The sequence below is a fragment of the Xanthomonas chitinilytica genome, assembly GCF_026107455.2.
GTDB classification, from domain to species: domain Bacteria; phylum Pseudomonadota; class Gammaproteobacteria; order Xanthomonadales; family Xanthomonadaceae; genus Stenotrophomonas; species Stenotrophomonas chitinilytica.
Genome location: NZ_JAPCHY010000010.1, coordinates 184,451 through 201,943 on the forward strand (window position 1 = coordinate 184,451; position 17,493 = coordinate 201,943).

Consider the following 17,493-nt stretch of genomic DNA (forward strand, 5'->3'; position numbering starts at 1 on the left):
GTAGGGTCACGGCACCACCATCAGGAATCGCGCCCCATGAAACCCCTCGTTCTTGCCGCCGCGCTGGTCCTTGCGCTGCCGTTGCCGTCGATCGCCCTTGCCGCGCCCGCGACCGGTGCCCAGGCGACTCCCGCCGCGCCGGCATGGGTGGCGCGCAGCAACGAGCTGGCGCAGATCCTGCTGGAGGCGCAGGCGCCGTTCCGGCCCGAGTACGCCAGCTTCTTCGGCGTGCCCGGCCACGACGACAAGGTGGTCGACCTGGGCCCGGACCACACCGCGCGCTACCGGGCCGCGATGGCTGCCGCACGCGACCGGCTGCAGGAACAGCTTGGCGTCGAACGCGTGCCGGAGATCCGCCAGGATCTGGAGATCATGATCGCCACCGCCACGCGCAACATCGAAGGCAGCGAGCTCAACGAAAAGCACCTGATGCCGTGGCTCGACGTGCCGCAGGCGGTGTTCGGCGGGCTCAATGGCCTGCTCTCCGAGCAGGTGGCGCCCGAGCGCCGCGCCAAGGCGCTGGATCGCCTGAACGCCTACATCGGCCGGGCGCCGGGCACGCAGCCGCTGGCCACGCTGGCGCGCCAGCGCTACGAGGAAAAGAGCGGCACCCCGGGACTGCTGCAACCCACGAAGATCGAGGTCGAGCAGGCGCTGGCCAACGTCGATACCTACATCGCCGGCATCGGCAAGCTGTTCGCCGCATACAAGATCGAAGGTGCCGATGCCGCGCTGGCCGAGCTGTCCACGCAGATGAAGGACTACATCGCCTGGACCCGGAAGGACGTGTTGCCGCAGGCGCGCAGCGACACCCGCCTGCCGGGCGAGCTGTACGCCTTCCAGCTCAAGCAGGTGGGCGTGGACATCGACCCGGCGCTGCTGATGCAGCGTGCGCAGCTGGAATACATGGAAACCCGCGCGATGATGCGCCAGCTGGCGCCGCTGGTGGTGCAGGCCAAGGGCCTGGAGGTGGCCGACCCCAGCGACCACGCCGCGGTGATCCGCGCGCTGAAGCAGGACAAGATCGGCAACGAGCAGCTCGAACCGCACTACCGCGGCGTGATCGATGCGATCGACCCGATCATCCGCCGGCAGGGCATCGTCGACGTGCCGCAGCGCCCGCTGCAGATGCGCCTGGGCAGCGAGGCCGAAAGCGCCGCCTCGCCGGCACCGCATTACCTGCCGCCGCCGCTGGTGGGCAACACCGGCCAGCAGGGCACCTTCGTGCTGCCGCTGGGCAACCCGGCCTCCGGCGAAAAGGCGCAGTACGACGACTTCAACTTCGGCTCGGCGGCGTGGACGCTGAGCGCGCATGAGGGCCGGCCGGGCCACGACCTGCAGTTCGCGGCGATGGTCGAGCGCGGCATCTCGCTCGCGCGCACGCTGTTCGCGTTCAACTCGGTCAATGTCGAAGGCTGGGCGTTGTACGCCGAGGCGGAGATGGTGCCGTTCGAGCCGCTGGACGGGCAGATGATCGCGCTGCAGTTCCGCCTGCTGCGTGCAGCCCGCGCCATGCTCGACCCGATGCTCAACCTGGGCCTGACCGACCGCGAGCAGGCGCGCCGCGTGCTGGTGGAGGGAGTGGGCCTGTCCGAGGCCATGGCCACGCAGGAACTGGACCGCTACACGGTGCGCGCGCCCGGCCAGGCCTGCAGCTACTTCTACGGCTACACCCGGATCATGGAGCTGCGCATGCGCACCGAGCTGGCGCTGGGCGACAGGTTCGACCGGCTGGCATTCAACAACTTCCTGCTCGACCAGGGCCTGCTGCCGCCGGACCAGCTGGCGCGCGCGGTGGAAGAGGTGTTCGTACCGGCGCAGCGCAGCCGCCGCTGAGTTCGGGAAGACGAAAAGGGCGCCGATGGCGCCCTTTTCGAGGGTGGCGGGTCTACTCGGCCGGTTCCGGTTCCGGTTCCGGTTCCGGTTCCGGTTCCGGCACCGTCGCGGCGCCCGGCGGCACCCAGATGGCGATGCCGGCGGCGCGCTTCTGCGTGGTCGGGATGCCGATGCCCACGCCGCCGCCGCTGTGGCGGCCGTAGCTGCCGGCGCCGACCGACATGCCCACCGGCGAGCCGCTGGAGCCCACGCCCATGATCACCACGCCATTGGCGCCGAGCGCGGCCGCCTCGCGCTTGAGCCGGGTGACGGCGGCGTCGGTCTGGCCCTGGGTGCCGAAACCGACCGCGCTGGAGGATTCGAGCTGGGCGATCTCCGTCGAACCGGCCGGCGGCGTGGCGTACACCTGTACCTGCGCCGGGTCGATCGGCGCGCGCGCCTGGCCCAGCATCACCCGCGACGTGCTGGCGCAGCCACTGGCGACCAGCGCCAGCCCCAATGCAACAACGGCAACGCGGAACTTCATGGCGACACCCCCGGATACGGACGAAAGCGGATCATCGGTGGCGGCCGCTGAATCGGCCGCGAACCCGATGCTGGCTGCATGGTACCGCCACCGCGTGAGGGCGCCGCCACGGCCGGGCTTGCGCCGCGCCGCGCGCACGCTATGGTGCGCTCTGGACTGTGATGCAGGGAGCGGACCGTGGGACTGATCAGCCTGTTGTGGGGAATCGTGGCGCTGCTGTGGATGGTGCTGGCCTTCATTCCGCTGCTGGGGTGGGGCAACTGGTTCCTGATCCCGTTCGCCGCCATCGGCGCGCTCATCGCCGCCGTCGGCATCCTGTTCACGCACGTGCAGAAACGCGGCCGCGCCAAGGCCGGCCTGCTGCTCAACGGCATCGTGATCGTGGTCGGGGTGATCCGCCTGAGCCTGGGCGGCGGCGTCTTCTGAATCGCCGGAGGCCGGCTGCGGTAGTGGGGCCGGACAGGGGAGCGGGCGTAGAATAGGCGTGGCCGGGATGCGTCCCGGCCCGAACGGCCCGTTCCCGGGGCTTGCGATTCCGAGATGATCATCCGACCCCGTCCCCACGGCTGGCAACTGCTGTACATCCTGCGTGGCTCGATCGTGCCGGCGGTGGCGCCGAAGGTGCTGGTGATCCTGCTGCTGGCGGTGGCCGCCTCGGCGTTCATCGGCCGTCACCCGCTCGGCAGCGGCGGCCAGGCGGTGGTCCCGTTCACCCTGCTCGGGCTGGTGCTGTCGGTATTCCTCAGTTTCCGCAACAACGCCTGCCACGACCGCTGGTGGGAAGGCCGCCGGCAGTGGGGCCAGCTGACGGTCGAGTCGCGCGGCCTGGCGCGGCAGTGCCAGGCGCTGCTGGCGGACGATCCGGCGCTGCAGCGGCGGGTGTCGCGGCTGGCGGCCGGCTTCGCGCATGCCTTGGCCGCACGCCTGCGCGGGCGCGACGAGACCGCGGCCGCCGCACCGTGGCTGGACGCCGATGCCGCGCAGACCTTCGAGCGCCGCAACATCCCCGATGGCCTGCTGACCCGGATCGCCTGCGAACTGGCGGTGCCGCTGCGTGCCGGGCGCCTGGACACCTACCAATACGGCCTGTTCGAGGCGCGGCTGCAGGCGATGGCCTCGGTGCAGGCCGCGTGCGAGCGCATCGCCGGCACGCCGCTGCCGTTCGCCTACACCCTGTTGCTGCACCGCTGCGCCTGGCTGTTCTGCGTGCTGCTGCCGTTCGGGCTGGCCGGTGCGCTGGGCTGGGCCACGCCGGTGGTGTCGGCGGTGCTGGCCTATGCCTTCTTCGGCCTGGACCGGTTGGGCGAGGAAATGGAAGAGCCGTTCGGGCTGCAGCCCAACGACCTGCCGCTGGACGCGCTGGTGCGCACCATCGAGATCGACCTGCTCGACGCGCTGGGCGAACGCCCGCTGCCCGAGCCGCTGCAGCCGCGTGACTACGTGCTGCAATGACCCCCGTTACCCGTTCCTGGAGCATTCCCATGGCCCATCCCCACTACCGCCCCCGCCGCATGCGCCGCGACGAGTTCTCGCGCCGGCTGATGCGCGAGCACACGCTGACCACCGACGACCTGATCTGGCCGGTGTTCGTGCACGAAGCGGCCGGCCGGGTACCGGTGGCATCGATGCCGGGGGTGGAGCGGCTGTCGATCGACGAGCTGCTGCGCGAGGCCGAGCAGGCGCTGGAACTGGGCATCCCGGTGATCGACCTGTTCCCGGTGATCGACCCGGCCGGCAAGTCGCTCGACGCCGCCGCCGCCTGGGCCGGCGATGGCCTGGCGCAGCGTGCGATCCGCGCGCTGAAGTCGCGCTTCCCGGAACTGGGGGTGATGACCGACGTGGCGCTGGACCCGTACACCACCCACGGCCAGGACGGGATCATCGACGAGCGCGGCTACGTGCTCAACGACATCACCGTCGAGGCGCTGGTCCGGCAATCGCTGTCGCATGCCGAGGCCGGGGCGGACATCGTCTCGCCGTCGGACATGATGGACGGCCGCATCGGCGCGATCCGCACCGCGCTGGACGCCGCCGGCCACCTCGACGTACGCATCATGGCCTACTCGGCCAAGTACGCCTCGGCGTTCTACGGCCCGTTCCGCGACGCGGTCGGCAGCTCGGCCAGCCTCGGCAAGGCCGACAAGAAGACCTACCAGATGGACCCGGCCAACGGCGACGAGGCGATGCGCGAGATCGCGCTGGACCTGGAGGAGGGCGCGGACATGGTGATGGTCAAGCCGGGCATGCCCTACCTGGACATTGTGCGCCGGGTGAAGCAGGAGTTCGGCGTGCCGACCTTCGCCTACCACGTCAGCGGCGAGTACGCGATGCTCAAGGCCGCCGCGGCCAACGGCTGGCTGGACGAGCGCGCCTGCGTGATGGAGGCGATGATCGGCTTCAAGCGCGCCGGCGCCGATGGCGTGCTGACCTATTTCGCGCCGCAGATCGCGCGCTGGCTGCGGGAAGGCTGAGCGGCATGGCGGCGCTGGCCGACAAGGGAGAATGACGATGGGCCTGTACCAGTGGATCGTCCTGGCCGCCGGCATCGCCGCGTTCGTGGCGGTGGTGGGTTTCGTGGCGTGGTGCATCGGCCGCGCCTCGCGGCGGCCGGCGGCGCTGCACTCGGCCGCCGAGCGGGTGAACCGCGAAGCGCCGCCGCCGCCGGCGCTGGAGGCGCAGCTGCGCCAGATCAGCGAGCTCAAGGACCGCGGCGAGATCGGCGAGGCCGACTACGAGCGGCGCCGCGCCGCGCTGCTGCAACGCCACTGACCGCGCCGGCGGCGCTTCAGCGGCAGTCGCCGCTGCCGCTGGCCGCCGGTGCACGCATCCGGTAGATGTCCCACCTGCCCGCGCGCGGCGCGCGGGCGCTGCCGGTCACCAGCAGTTCCGAGGGCTTGGCGGCGTCCACCACCGGGCCGCGGGTCTGCCCGTCCTCGCCGTTGAACGACAGCGCCAGGGCCTGCGCCTCGCCGTAGCGGCCGCCTTCGCACTGCGCCAGCCACAGCCGCGACGGCCCGCCTGCGGCCAGCAGCGCCGTGGTGCGCGCGAACACGAGGGCGCGGCCGTTGCCCAGCCAGGCCGCATCGAACTCGTCGGCGGCGCTGTTGACCCCGGGCACCGCCGTCGGCGCGACGAACGCCTCGCCGTTCCAGCGCGCCGTGAACAGGTCGTGGCCGCCGGCGCCGCCGTGGCCGTCGCTGGCGAACAGCAGCGTGGTCCCGTCCAGGTCCAGGGCCGGCGCGCGTTCGTCGCCGCGGCTGTTGACGCCCCGGCCCAGCGACTGCGCCGGGCCGTAGCCGCCGTCGGCGTCCACCGCGGCGCGGTACAGGTCGCTGCCGCCCTGGCCGCCGCTGCGGTCGGAGGCGAAGTACAGCCAGCGGCCGTCGGCGCTGAAGAACGGGTCGAACTCGCCGGCGCCGGTGTTCAACGGCAGTGGCTGCGGGTCGCTCCAGCGGCCGTCGCGCTGGGTCGCCTGCCACAGGTCCCAGCCGCCGGCGCCGCCGTCGCGGTCGCTGGCCCAGACGATGCGGCCGCCGTCGGGGGAAATCGTCGCGCGCGCCTCGTTGGCCGGCGTCGAGACCACGCCCATGCCTTCGATGCCGTATTCGGACAGTGCCGAAGCCGTGGGCGCAAAGAGTAGACTCGCAGTCAGCGCGAGCAGCAGCGATGGGGTCCGCATATCCGGTTCCGTTGGCGAGGAGCGCGTCAGTCTAGGTCACGCGGAGGATCATCATGAGTGCAGCACGCTACGCGGTTTTCGGGCAGCCGATCGCCCATTCGCAATCGCCGTGGATCCACGCCGCATTCGGCAGGGCGCAGGGCATCGCGCTGGACTACCGCGCCATCGAGGCTTCGCCGCAGGGGTTCGCCGCCGCGCTGGAAGCGTTCGCCGCCGAAGGCGGGGTGGGCGCCAACGTCACCCTGCCGCACAAGGAGGCGGCGTTCGCGCTGTGCGCCACCAGTACCTCGCGCGCCAAGCGCGCCGGCGCGGTCAACACCCTGCTGCGCAAGGGCGACCGGTGGCATGGCGACAACACCGACGGCGCCGGCCTGGTGCGCGACCTCACCGGCCGCCACGGCCTGGACCTGCGCGGGCGCCGCGCACTGCTGCTCGGCGCCGGCGGCGCCGCGCGCGGAGTGGCGCCGGCGCTGCTCGATGCCGGCATCTTGGAACTGGTGGTGGTCAACCGCACGCCGGAGCGCGCCGATGCGCTGGTCGACGCGATGGGCGAGCCGGGGCGGGCCAACTCGCGCTACTGGGACGACCTGCGCAACCAGGGCGACTTCGAGCTGATCGTCAACGCCACCTCCGGCAGCCGCGACGGCGCCGTGTTCAACCTGCCGCTGTCGCTGGTGAACAGCATGACCACGGCGGTGGACCTGAACTACGGCGAGGCCGCCATCCCGTTCCTGGCCTGGGCGCGCGCGGCCAGCTGCCGCAACAGCGTGGACGGGCTGGGCATGCTGGTGGAACAGGCGGCCGAGAGCTTCCAGCAGTGGCATGGCGTGCGCCCGGAGACCGATGCCGTCTACGCCGAGCTGCGCGCGCGCGATACCCTGCTGGTCACTGCGGACTGAAGGGGCCTTTGCCGGATGGACAACATGCAACTGATGACCTCGCTGCTGGTGTCGGTCGGCTATCGCCTGCCGGTCCTGGTCGCGCTGGGCGTGGCGCTGGTGCTGATCCAGGGGACGCCACGGGCGACGGCGCGCAGCGCGGCGCTGTGGGCGCTGCTGCTGCTGATGCTGGTCACCCTGCTGGGCGGGCTGCTGGCGGTGCTGCCGCTGCTGCTGATCGCCGGCGGCAATTTCAGCGGCCTCAGCACGCTCAACACCGCGCTGAGCGTGGGGCACTTCACATTGGCGCTGCTGGAGGCGGCGGGCTTCGTGCTGTTGGCCTGGGCGCTGGCGCGCGCCCTGCGCGCGACGCCGGCCGCCGCGCCGCCACGCTGAACCGGCCGATGCCGTGAAGGCCGGGCGGGCATGAGAAAATGCCCGCCGATGAACCAAGCAGGCGGCACACAGGCGTGACGGAGAAAGTGGAAGCACCGCGGACGCTGACCGAGGAATTGAAGGCCGGCATCCGCGACGCCTACGCCAAATTGCAGGCGAACACCCCCGGTTTCAGCACCCGCCGCTCGCAGAGCCAGATGATCGGCGTGGTTTCGCGCGCGCTGGCCACCGGCGGCGTGGGCGTGGTCGAGGCGCCGACCGGAGTCGGCAAGAGCCTGGGCTACCTCACCGCCGGGGTGCCGATCGCGCTGGCGTCGAAGAAGAAGCTGGTGATCAGCACCGGCACCGTGGCGCTGCAGTCGCAGCTGGTCGAGCGCGACATCCCCAGCTTCCTCAAGGCCACCGGGCTGCAGGCCACGGTGGCGCTGGCCAAGGGCCGTACCCGCTACCTGTGCACCCGCAACGCCGCCGAGGCGCAGGGCGAGGGGACGCAGGAAGGCATGTTCGGCGACGAGTTGCCGCTCTACGACCGGCCGCTGGCGCCGATCGAGATGGACGTCGCCCAGCGCCTGAGCGCCGCATTCGTCGAGGGCCGTTGGAACGGCGACCTGGACAACGCCCCGGAGACGGTCTCGCCGACCCTGCGCATGCGCATCACCACCCCGGCCTCGGGCTGCGCCGGCCGCCGCTGCGCGTATTCGGCGCAGTGCCCGGTGCTGCGCGCGCGCAGCGAGGTGCGCGACGCGCAGATCGTGGTCACCAACCACGCGCTGCTGCTGTCGGCGCTGTCCATCGGCGACAGCGACAACGGCCAGCCGCTGATCGCCCCGCCCGGCGACATGCTGCTGGTGCTGGACGAAGGCCACCACGTCGGCGGCGTCGCCATCGACCAGGGCGCGGCCAGCCTGCCGCTGGACGAGATGGCCAAGCGCACCGGCCGCCTGCAGATCCTGATCGCCGGTGCCTACCGCGCGGTGGACAAGGAGCGCATCGGCAACCTGCATCCCAACGAGGCGATCGAATCGGCCGCGCGCGTGAGCAAATTGCTCAAGGCGTTCCGCGATGCCGTCGAGCAGGCCTGGCGACCGGACCCGGCCGAGCGCGAACCGCTGTGGCGCGCGGCCAACGGCCGGCTGCCGGACGACTGGATGCCGGCCATCGCGGAACTGGCCGAGGAAACCCGCACCTTGCTCAACTGGGCCACCGCGGCCGCTGCGCTGGTGGCCAAGGGCAAGCCCGAGGATGCCGGCCGCGAACGCCTGCAGCGCAACCTGGGCATGGCGGTGGAGATGATCGAGCAGCAGTACGGCCTGTGGGCCGGCTGGCGCCGCGAGGACAAGGAGGGACAGCCGCCGATGGCGCGCTGGATCACCCTCTCGCGCGATGGCGACCTGATCCTGCACTGCTCGCCGGTGTCGGCCGCGCACGTACTGCGCAAGCTGTTGTGGGACGAGGTGGATTCGGTGGTGATGACCTCGGCCACGCTCACCGGCGGCGGCGATTTCCAGTCGCTGGCGATCGACAACGGCATCCCCGACGAGGCCGAGATGGTGTCGCTGGCCTCGCCGTTCGACCTGCCCAACCAGGCCGAGCTGGTGGTGCCGCCGTTCCCGGTGACGCCCGACGACCGCGAGCGCCATCCGAAGGAGGTGGCCAGGTACCTCACCACCGAACTGGACTGGGACAAGGGCAGCATCGTGCTGTTCACCTCGCGCTGGAAGATGGAGAAGGTGGCCGAGCTGATGCCGGCCGCGCAGCGCAGCAAAGTGCTGGTGCAGGGCGAGGGCGCCAAGCAGAAGATGATCGACGAGCACCTGCGCCGCACCCGCGAGGGCGAGGGCTCGGTGCTGTTCGGCCTGAACTCGTTCGGCGAAGGCCTGGACCTACCCGGCGAGGCCTGCACCACGGTGGTCATCACCCAGGTGCCGTTCGCGGTGCCGACCGACCCGCAGACCTCGACCCTGAGCGAGTGGTTCGAGAGCCGCGGGCTGAATTCCTTCAACCTGATCGCGATCCCGCACGCGCTGCGCACGCTGACCCAGTTCGCCGGGCGGCTGATCCGCACCTCCAGCGACAGCGGCCGCGTCGTCATCCTCGACTCGCGCCTGCTTACCCGCCGCTATGGCAAGCGCATCATCGATGCGCTGCCGCCGTTCAAGCGCGTGATCGGCTGACGCATACGCGACCGCCGGCGTGCCGCGTTCGCCGTGGCATCGCTGCAGGTCGCGACGGCCAAGGTTCGCCATCCATCGCATGCCCGCCGCTTGCCTGGCGCCGGTGATGCTGCAGGTGGCCTTGTCGCGGCGGGTGGTGTCCCGGCGCAGCAAGGCCGGGTGCGGACGCGATGGGTGGAAGCGGTTTCCTGCCGCGGACACCTTGAGTTGGCACCGGAGCTCGTGCCGGGAGGGCGCGTCCACCGCATGCGTTCCTGCCGGGGCATTGCGGGATTCGATGACACGCCCTGCAGCGTCTGCTGCGGATATTGCCCAGGGTGGTTCCTGCGCAGGTGGGAAGCGGGTTTCGACAGCCGAAACGCTTTTCAGCAGCCGGGGATGTCCGGCAGCCGAAGAGCGGGTCATGGCGGGTCATGCCCGATTACCCGGCAACTTCCCGTTGGATCACCAGGCACGTCGCTGGGCGACCAGTGCCCTGCGCGAGCTTCTCCCGCCTGTGCGTGAGCGACGGTAGAGGCGTCTGCAACACCCCTGATTCGCGGCTCCAGGCACGTGCCGCCCTGCGGCTACTGCCGCAGGCCTGGGTATGTGGGCCGCCGGCCACCTCGTGACCCGCCATCGAAATCCGTGGCGCGCGCGGCGGTGGCCGCGTAAAGTCCGCGCTCCCGCGCAGCAGGCCGTCCTTCATGGCAACCCCGATGTCTTTCCCCCATGCCGCATTCCTGGACCGGCTCGAACGCGGCGATGCGGCCGTGGCGACATTGCCGCCGCTGCAGGCCGCCGAGGGCGGGCGCAGCGGGATCGGCGAGGCGCTGCTGCAGCTGCTCATCGCGCAGCGGACGGTATGGCAGGCGGACCGTGATATCGCGCTGGTGGCCGACGAACTGCGGCGTTACCAGAAGTTCGCGCCGCCCGGCCGGCCCTCGCTGCAGATCGTGCAGCTGCGCCGGCAGCAGTCGCAGGTGCGGCAGGCGTTGCGGGTGGCACGGCAGTCCTTCATCCGCAGCGCCGATCGTTTCGTGCGCAGTGCCGGCCTGGAAGTGCCGCCGCGGCTGGGGCTGGTCGCCTTCGTCGAGCGCTGGCTGCAGGCGCAGCTGCCGCGCGAAGCGGAATAGGCGCGGCGCCGGCGCGCTATGGCGCCAGCCGTCCCAGCGCCAGGGTGATGGCCAGGCAGGCGGCGAGGTAGCAGAGGTTGGCCGCGGCGCGGACCGCCCAGGCCCGGCCGGACAGGTCCCAGCCCAACGCACGCGCCAGCAGCACGCCGCTGCCGAGGAAGAAGAACCAGGGCGTGAACAGGAACGCCGGCGCGCCGCGGACCGCCATCGTCACCAGGTCGTGCAGCGCACCGCAGGCGACGAAGGTGGCGACGAGCGCGGGCGCGGCCGGCATCACCCGCTTCAGCGGCGCGAATACATGGCGGCCCAGCAGGTAGCCGAACACCGGATTCCAGTGCCGCCAGAAGCCGGCGAAGGTGGGCGCGCCCAGCGCACGGTGGAGCATGTTGCGCAGGCTGCCGGGCGCACCGGCCGGCACGCCGTTGCGGCGCAGGATGTAGCGCGACAGCGTCAGTTCCCGCGGTGGCGGGCGCTGACCGGCGTTGTCGGCGAGGTTCATGGGCATGGCCGGCATCGTTGCGTCTTTGCCGGCCCACGGCAAGTGCGGAGCGGGCACAGGGTGCAGGAGACCGGAGTGGATTTCCGGCGCCAGCTCGAACCCGGCCGGGAAAATGGGCCCTTTACCCATCTGCGGGGAAGGGCACGCGCTCCCACGACTGCCCGAAAAGCTCGCGACTGACGTCGCTCCTACAGTTGAACTCCGCTGTTGTAGGAGCGACGTCAGTGGCGACGGGAACTGCATGAAACCCCGGATCCGCCAGCTCGGGGAGCGCGCCCCCGGAGCCTGGCGGGCCGGTCATGCTTCTCTCCCCCTCGCTTGGGGGGAAGCAGAAGGTCTCCATCCACACCACGCGATCCAGGCTCCCAACATGGTGGAAGCCTCGCCCATCGCCGTGTGCGCACTTTTCCTCGCCCGTGCCGGCACCTCGACGACCGAGGCGCGAGGCCTGACGCGATCGGCAAGGTCGCGGGCATCGCCGCGATCGAGAACGGCCACGGACGACTGCCCGAGCTTCCGGGCGACGCCGGCACCGGCGCCGGCGGCATCGTTCCTGCGCCGTGCTCCGCCGTCGGCGTCTGCCTCTGCAACCACTTGGTCGAACCCGGCCGCGAAGGCCCGCCCTTCGCGGCCGTACCCGGTTCAGGCCTCCAGCGCCGCCGCCGGGCCGAAGAACTCGTAGTGGCTCTGCTGCTCGGGCACGCCCAACTCGCGCAGCAGTCGCTTTACCTGCGCCATGAACGGTTGCGGCCCGAGGAAATAGGCATCCAGGTCGCGTTGCTGCGGCAGCCACTGCTCCAACAGTTCGCGGCGGATGAAACCCCGGGCGTCGGCGGTGTCGTCGGGCGTGGCTTCGCTGTAGCAGTAGAAGCTGCGCAGCTGCGGATGCTGCTTCTGCTTGGCCTCGATCCAGTCGCGGAAGGCATGCACCTGGCCGTTGCGGGCGCAATGGATGAAATGCACCGGGCGGCCGCTGGCCAGCGCCTGTTCCAGCATCGGCAGGGTCGGGGTGATGCCGACCCCGGCGCTGATCAGCGCCAGCGGCCTGTCGCTCAGGCGCAGCTGGAAATCGCCGGCCGGGGCGAACAGCTCCAGCGTGTCGCCGACCGCGACCTTGTCGTGCAGGTGGTTGGAAACGCGGCCGCCGGTCTCGCGCTTGACGCTGATGCGGTACCCGCGGCCATTGGGCGACTGCGACAGCGAGTAGTTGCGACGTACTTCCTCGCCGTCGAGCAGCAGCTTCAGGCCGATGTACTGGCCGGGCACGAAATCCACCACCGCGCCGCCGTCGGCCGGGCGCAGGTGGAAGGACACGATCTCGGCGCTCTCGCGCACCTTGTCGGCGACCACGAAGCTGCGCGCGCCGCGCCAGCCGCCCGGCGCGCGCTCGTTGGCGGCGTAGGCCTGTTCCTCGGCGCCGATCAGCAGGTCGGCCAGCATCTGGTAGGCGGCGCCCCAGGCATCGATGATCTCGTCGGTGGCCACATCCGGCCCCAGTACCTCGCGGATCGCGCGCAGCAGGCAGCTGCCGACGATCGGGTAGTGCTCGGGCAGCACCTGCAGGGCGACGTGCTTGTTGACGATCTGGCCGACCAGCGGCCCCAGCGCTTCGAGCCGGTCGATGTGCCTGGCATACATCAGCACCGCGTTGGCCAGCGCACGCGCCTGGTGGCCGCTGGCCTGGTGGGCCTGGTTGAACAGCGGCCGCACTTCGGCATGCTCGCCGAGCATGATTCCGTAGAAATGCCGGGTCAGGGTTTCGCCGCCGGTTTCCAGTATCGGGACGGTGGCCTTGACCAGGTCGCGTTGTGCAGCAGTCAACATCGTGGGGTTCCTCGGAGCATCTTGGCGGGACAGGCTTCGATGGTCGGGAAGCCGGACGCGGCGGGGAATGACGAAGATCAAGCCGGCGCCAGAAGACCGGATCGCGGTACAGCGGCCTTTCAGCGTCGCGGCAGCGGCAGTGGCCTGCCGGAGCCGGCGCTGACGCGTGCGTTCACCGGAATCGGCGAACCACGAGTGGCGGCTGCGTGGTGCCGAACGACAGGACGGCGCGCCCGCACGGAAGGCTGTGCCGTGCGGGCGATCGCCGTCGGCCTGCCGCCGGGTGGTTTGCCGATGCCTGCCGGCGAGGTACCGGGATCGGCGACATCCCCGCCGTGGTGGGGATACATTGTCCGTGGCGAGAAATCCACGCCGACCGATGGACAGGCAGCGGATATCGTGCGGCGCGACGCGGTCGCGCTGTCGCGGTGAGCGCGACCGCGGTGGAACCGGGTGCGCCCGCAGGCACTCCCATGAAGGCAGGAGGGGCCGCTCAGCCGTGCCGCATGCGCCGGGCGATGGCGCTGAGCGCGGCGATGCCCAGGGTCAGCGCCGCCATCGACAGGAACTGCAGGCGCGTTTCCGGCGAGGACAGCAGCAGCGCGAAGATCAGGCCCAGGATCGCCAGCGCGATCACCGTCAGGTACGGATAACCGGCCATGCGGAACGGTAGCCGGGTGCCGTCGCGGTTGGCGCGATGGCGCAGGATCAGCTGCGACAGCAGCGAGATCGTCCACACCAGCAGGCAGGTCGAGCCGACGATGTTGAGCAGCACCGGCAGCACCTTGTCCGGGTACAGCAGTTCCATTGCCGTGGCGGCGAAGCCGAACAGCACGCTGGCCAGCACCGCCAGCACCGGCACCAGGCGGCCGTTGGTGGTGCCGAGCAGGCGCGGCGCCTCGCGCCGCTGCGCCAGCGAATAGATCATGCGCGAAGCGCCGTAGAGGTTGGCGTTGAGCGCCGACAGCAGTGCGATCACCGCGATCAGGGTGATCGCCGTGGCCGCGCCGGGGATGTTGGCCACCTGCAGCACCGCGGCGAACGGCGACTTCAACGCTTCGCTGGTCCACGGCACCACGGCGATGATCACGCTGATCGAGCCGATGTAGAACACCAGAATGCGCCAGGCCACGGTGCGGATCGCGCGGGCGATGCTGCGCTCCGGGTCCTGGGTCTCGGCCGCGGCCACCGCCACGATCTCGGTGCCGCCGAAGGCGAACACCACCACCAGCAGCGCCGCGCCGATGCCAGCCAGCCCCTTCGGCGCGAAACCGCCGTGGTCGAACACATTGGACAGGCCCGGCGAGGCCACGTCCGGCAGCAGTCCCAGCAGCAGCGCCGCGCCGATCAGGATGAAGCCGACGATGGCCGCCACCTTGAGGATGGCGAACCAGAACTCGAACTCGCCGAAGTTCTTCACTCCCAGCAGGTTGATCGCGGTGAACACCAGCATGAATGCCAGCGAGGCCAGCGGCACCGACAGCGCCGGCCATACCGTGGCCAGCAGCCCGGCTGCGCCGACCGCCTCGGCCGCGATCACGATCACCAGCTGCACCCACCACAGCCAGCCGACGGTGGCGCCGGCGGTCGGGCCCATCGCATCGGCGGCATACACCGAGAACGCGCCGCTGGTCGGCTTGGCCGCGGCCATCTCGCCCAGCGCGTTCATCACGATGATCACCAGCGCACCGGCGACCAGGTAGGAGATCAGCACCGCCGGGCCGGCCGCCTGCACGCCCACGCCGGAGCCGAGGAACAGGCCGGCGCCGATCGCGCTGCCCAGTCCCATCATGATCAGTTGTCGTGGTTTGAGGGCGTGGCCGAGTTGCGGCCTGGGGGAAAGAGGGGCGGTGTCGGCGCTGGGACGGTCTGCGGGCATCGGGCAGGGATCGGACGGAGCGGGGCGACACAATAACCCGTCTGCGCCGTTGCGGGGGACGGCCAACAACGACGCCGACCCGCGGCAGCTCCTGCTGCGCTGCGGCACCGGCGGCTGGGTGCGGAACGGCGGCGCCGCCGCGCGAGGCGTCGTTTGAAGCCGATTTGATTCCGCCGCGGAACACCGGCGTCCCGCTCCATCCATGCCGCAGCAGCCCATCCATGTCGCCCGCACCCTGATCCTTATCCTGGCCCTGGAGTGGCTCATGCGGGGACGCCGCCGGGTCGGCAAGGCTTGGGGGATCGCGATGGCGGCAGCCTGACGCCCGGGGCTGGCCGCGCCGCGAAGCGTCGATGCGAACGGACCGTCAATCGCCGGCGCGGGCGGCGTGCCGGTACTCGACGATGGCGGCCTCGAGCCGGCGCCACCAGCCGGCCGAGTAGCGGTGGAGCCATCGGTACGGCAGCGGTTTGCCGAAGCGGGACCTGCGCAGGACCTGCGCCTTCAGCCATTCGATCTCGAAGCCGGCCCACTCCGGCGCGGGAAGCATGGACAGGTTGAACGACACCGCGGGCCGGACTTCGTTCCAGTAGATGGCCTCCAGTTCTTCCAGGCTGTACTTGGAGCGGGCGCAGGTACGCGCGACGCCCGCAAGGAAAACGGCCGGGTCGGTATCCATCCAGAAGACCTGCATGCAATCCCAGATCGCGGCGCGGTCGTCGATGTCCTCGCGGGGGTGCTTCATGCCGGCCGGCGCCCGGGGCGAACCGCGCCGCACGACGGCATCGGACCGGATGGACGGCCGGGCATCGGTTCCATGCGATCGCTATCCGGCATGGCTGCCGAAATGGACGACCCGCCAGCCATGCTCCGCGGTTCGGCGCAGTTTGACGCCCAGCAGGCAGCGGCCTTCGAACTCGACGTTGATCTCGTCCATGTCGGGAACCTGGCCGCGGACCCGGCGGCGGAGCCGGTTGCCGTTCGTCTGCGGCGGGAAGGTATGGGAAAAGCGGTCGCTCAGGCAGGGATGGCGCTCGGCATGGCGGCGCAGTTCGGCCGGGGATTCCCCGATGCGGCCACCCTTGACGGTCAGCTCGAAGGCCCCGGCATAGTCCTCGTTCCGCAGCTTCGACACGAAATCCTGCGCCACATGCGCCGCCTCGGTCTGCCCGTAGGGCGATTTGGCCCAGGCCAGGAATCCGGCGGCGGCCAGCCCCAGGACGATGGCAGCGGCGAGGATGCGGGCGATGGGTCCACGTTTCATGGTCGTGCGTCGAATGCCTGGATCAGGCCGCGTCGCGATGCGGCCCTGGCGGGAACGGACCGTTGCCGGCCATCAGTCGTCCGTCGCCAGCGACGACTCCTGCCGCGGGTCGCCCAGGACGAATGCATCCCCGGTGACGGAGACGAGGGTGGCCGTGCCCAGGCTGCGCATCTCCCATTGCCAGGGGCCGTAGCGGGTGTCGAGGGTGCCGCGCGCGTAGCAGGGGCCGTACAGGAACCAGTCGTGCTCCTGTCGCGGGGTGATGACGATGGCGCGGCGCAGGAACGATGCCACCTGCGCCGGCGTCACCCGGAAGCTCGCGCAGTCGTCCGCGGCCGGCCCCTGGCCGTCCTCGGTCACGACGATGTCGGTGACCTTGCCGATCGGTGTCGGGTCTCGCGCCTCGGCCGTCGAGCTGCCGGCCCAGGCGAGGGAAAGTGTGCACAGCGCGAATGGCAAGGTTTTCATTGTCCCGGGAGCCTGGATCGAGTGGTATGGATGGAAATCGTCTGGTTCTTTCCCCAGCTGGGGGAGAAGCATGGCCGGTCAGCCAGGCTTCGGGAGCGCTTTCCCCGTGCTGCCGGATGTGGGGTTTCCGCAGTTCCCGTCGCGACTGACCTCGCTCCTGCCGTCGAACTCCGCTGTTGTAGGAGCGATGTCAGTCGCGAGCTTTTCGGGCAGTCGCGGGAGTGTGTGCCCTGCCCCGCAGATGGGTAAAGGCCCCTTTTCCCCGGCAGGGTTCGAGCTGGCCCCGGAAATCCTTTCCGGTTTCCTGACGAGTGTTCGATTCGGATCGAGCCGCGAGCGCCAAGCCGGCCTCACATGGATCCCAGCCGCTTGCTGCCGATGCAGGCCACATGGCCCAAGAGCAGGGCGCCTGTCGCGCTGCCGGGATGGAAGATCGCGCCGGTGGTCCGTGCCTGATGCGTGGACGACGCCACGCATCAGGGCGGCGGCATCGGCTCGAAAGAACGGTCAGGCGGTCTTCTGGATGCCGTGGCCGCCCACCGGCACAGTCTCTATGCGCTGGTCGAATCCGGCAATCAGCGGCCTGCCGCGCGAGATTGCATCCTGGACCGAAGGCAGCGAAAGGGATGCCTTGTGGCTGGCCTGGCTGTCCCAGACCTCCGTCACCCAGATGGCGTCGGCGTCGGCCGGATCCTGCGCGATCACATAGCTCAGGCAGCCGGGCATGCCCGCCACGCCGTCAAGAAGGATGGCAACCAAGGCGTCCCGTTGCCCGGCCACTGCCCGCATCTTGCCGATCAATCCATACATTCCGCTCTCTCCGGTTGGTGAAGTCACGACGTCCCCCCGGTTTTGAGTAGCGCGGCGATCTGGAGTCCAATTCCCCAGAGTAAGGAGATTGGACGTGAAGAAGCGCTTTTCCGAAGAGCAGATCATCGGCTTCCTGCGTGAGGCC

19 protein-coding genes are annotated in these 17,493 nt (G+C 70.5%); 10 read left to right on the top strand and 9 right to left on the bottom strand.

Translation table 11 applies throughout. The features are described from left to right. The first annotated feature begins 36 nt into the window (after nucleotides 1-36). Nucleotides 37-1,836 (top strand): DUF885 domain-containing protein, encoded by a 1,800-nt coding sequence (locus OK345_RS12650; RefSeq protein WP_265128341.1) that lies wholly within the window; start codon nucleotides 37-39, stop codon nucleotides 1,834-1,836. Nucleotides 1,837-1,888: 52 nt separating this feature from the next. On the opposite strand, the gene OK345_RS12655 is transcribed toward OK345_RS12650, so the two are convergent. Then, entirely contained in the window at nucleotides 1,889-2,362 is a 474-nt protein-coding gene (locus OK345_RS12655) for a hypothetical protein (protein WP_265128342.1), read from the bottom strand. A gap of 183 nt (nucleotides 2,363-2,545) precedes the next feature. On the opposite strand from OK345_RS12655, the gene OK345_RS12660 reads away from it, so the two are divergent. The 4 genes from OK345_RS12660 to OK345_RS12675 all read left to right on the top strand — a co-directional run bounded on the left by OK345_RS12660 (nucleotide 2,546) and on the right by OK345_RS12675 (nucleotide 5,131). Next, on the top strand, nucleotides 2,546-2,788 hold the full coding sequence (locus OK345_RS12660) for a hypothetical protein (RefSeq protein ID WP_265128363.1): 243 nt from the start codon (nucleotides 2,546-2,548) through the stop codon (nucleotides 2,786-2,788). A gap of 114 nt (nucleotides 2,789-2,902) precedes the next feature. After that, nucleotides 2,903-3,814, top strand: a complete 912-nt coding sequence (locus OK345_RS12665) for a bestrophin family protein (RefSeq protein WP_265128343.1) — start codon at nucleotides 2,903-2,905, stop codon at nucleotides 3,812-3,814. 29 nt (nucleotides 3,815-3,843) lie between these two features. Then, nucleotides 3,844-4,833, top strand: a complete 990-nt coding sequence (gene hemB / locus OK345_RS12670; RefSeq protein ID WP_265128344.1) for a porphobilinogen synthase — start codon at nucleotides 3,844-3,846, stop codon at nucleotides 4,831-4,833. 31 nt (nucleotides 4,834-4,864) lie between these two features. Further along, nucleotides 4,865-5,131: an SHOCT domain-containing protein gene (locus OK345_RS12675; protein WP_265128345.1), complete on the top strand. Its 267-nt coding sequence runs from the start codon at nucleotides 4,865-4,867 to the stop codon at nucleotides 5,129-5,131. Between the two features lie 16 nt (nucleotides 5,132-5,147). Here the strand turns inward: OK345_RS12675 and OK345_RS12680 are convergent, their stop codons facing one another. Further along, nucleotides 5,148-6,041 (bottom strand): TolB family protein, encoded by an 894-nt coding sequence (locus tag OK345_RS12680; protein ID WP_265128346.1) that lies wholly within the window; start codon nucleotides 6,039-6,041, stop codon nucleotides 5,148-5,150. Nucleotides 6,042-6,094: 53 nt separating this feature from the next. On the opposite strand from OK345_RS12680, the gene aroE reads away from it, so the two are divergent. The 4 genes from aroE (at nucleotide 6,095) to OK345_RS12700 (ending at nucleotide 10,604) form a co-directional block, all read left to right on the top strand. Then, nucleotides 6,095-6,940, top strand: a complete 846-nt coding sequence (gene aroE, locus OK345_RS12685; protein ID WP_265128347.1) for a shikimate dehydrogenase — start codon at nucleotides 6,095-6,097, stop codon at nucleotides 6,938-6,940. Nucleotides 6,941-6,964: 24 nt separating this feature from the next. Next, a complete protein-coding gene (locus tag OK345_RS12690; protein ID WP_265154900.1) occupies nucleotides 6,965-7,315 on the top strand; it encodes a hypothetical protein in 351 nt (116 codons plus the stop codon). Between the two features lie 38 nt (nucleotides 7,316-7,353). After that, nucleotides 7,354-9,489, top strand: coding sequence for an ATP-dependent DNA helicase DinG (gene dinG, locus OK345_RS12695; RefSeq protein ID WP_265128349.1), 2,136 nt, complete (start codon nucleotides 7,354-7,356; stop codon nucleotides 9,487-9,489). 698 nt (nucleotides 9,490-10,187) lie between these two features. After that, nucleotides 10,188-10,604 carry a hypothetical protein gene (locus OK345_RS12700; RefSeq protein ID WP_265128350.1) on the top strand — a complete coding sequence of 139 codons (417 nt, stop codon included), beginning with the start codon at nucleotides 10,188-10,190 and terminating at the stop codon, nucleotides 10,602-10,604. Between the two features lie 16 nt (nucleotides 10,605-10,620). Here the strand turns inward: OK345_RS12700 and OK345_RS12705 are convergent, their stop codons facing one another. After that, entirely contained in the window at nucleotides 10,621-11,109 is a 489-nt protein-coding gene (locus OK345_RS12705) for a hypothetical protein (RefSeq protein ID WP_265128351.1), read from the bottom strand. 636 nt (nucleotides 11,110-11,745) lie between these two features. Beyond that, a complete protein-coding gene (gene hmpA, locus OK345_RS12710) occupies nucleotides 11,746-12,927 on the bottom strand; it encodes an NO-inducible flavohemoprotein (RefSeq protein ID WP_265128352.1) in 1,182 nt (393 codons plus the stop codon). Between the two features lie 39 nt (nucleotides 12,928-12,966). On the opposite strand from hmpA, the gene OK345_RS12715 reads away from it, so the two are divergent. Further along, entirely contained in the window at nucleotides 12,967-13,359 is a 393-nt protein-coding gene (locus OK345_RS12715; RefSeq protein WP_265128353.1) for a hypothetical protein, read from the top strand. A gap of 61 nt (nucleotides 13,360-13,420) precedes the next feature. Here the strand turns inward: OK345_RS12715 and OK345_RS12720 are convergent, their stop codons facing one another. The 5 genes from OK345_RS12720 to OK345_RS12740 form a co-directional block, all read right to left on the bottom strand. Further along, nucleotides 13,421-14,806, bottom strand: a complete 1,386-nt coding sequence (locus OK345_RS12720; RefSeq protein WP_265128354.1) for an amino acid permease — start codon at nucleotides 14,804-14,806, stop codon at nucleotides 13,421-13,423. Nucleotides 14,807-15,173: 367 nt separating this feature from the next. Beyond that, nucleotides 15,174-15,584, bottom strand: a complete 411-nt coding sequence (locus tag OK345_RS12725) for a DUF7079 family protein (protein WP_265128355.1) — start codon at nucleotides 15,582-15,584, stop codon at nucleotides 15,174-15,176. A 48-nt stretch (nucleotides 15,585-15,632) separates the two neighbouring features. Then, nucleotides 15,633-16,070: a hypothetical protein gene (locus tag OK345_RS12730; protein WP_265128356.1), complete on the bottom strand. Its 438-nt coding sequence runs from the start codon at nucleotides 16,068-16,070 to the stop codon at nucleotides 15,633-15,635. 72 nt (nucleotides 16,071-16,142) lie between these two features. After that, nucleotides 16,143-16,538: a hypothetical protein gene (locus OK345_RS12735; protein ID WP_265128357.1), complete on the bottom strand. Its 396-nt coding sequence runs from the start codon at nucleotides 16,536-16,538 to the stop codon at nucleotides 16,143-16,145. 507 nt (nucleotides 16,539-17,045) lie between these two features. Continuing rightward, nucleotides 17,046-17,493, bottom strand: a 448-nt coding sequence (locus OK345_RS12740) for a putative quinol monooxygenase (RefSeq protein ID WP_425510969.1), incomplete at its 5' end; no start/stop codon positions are given.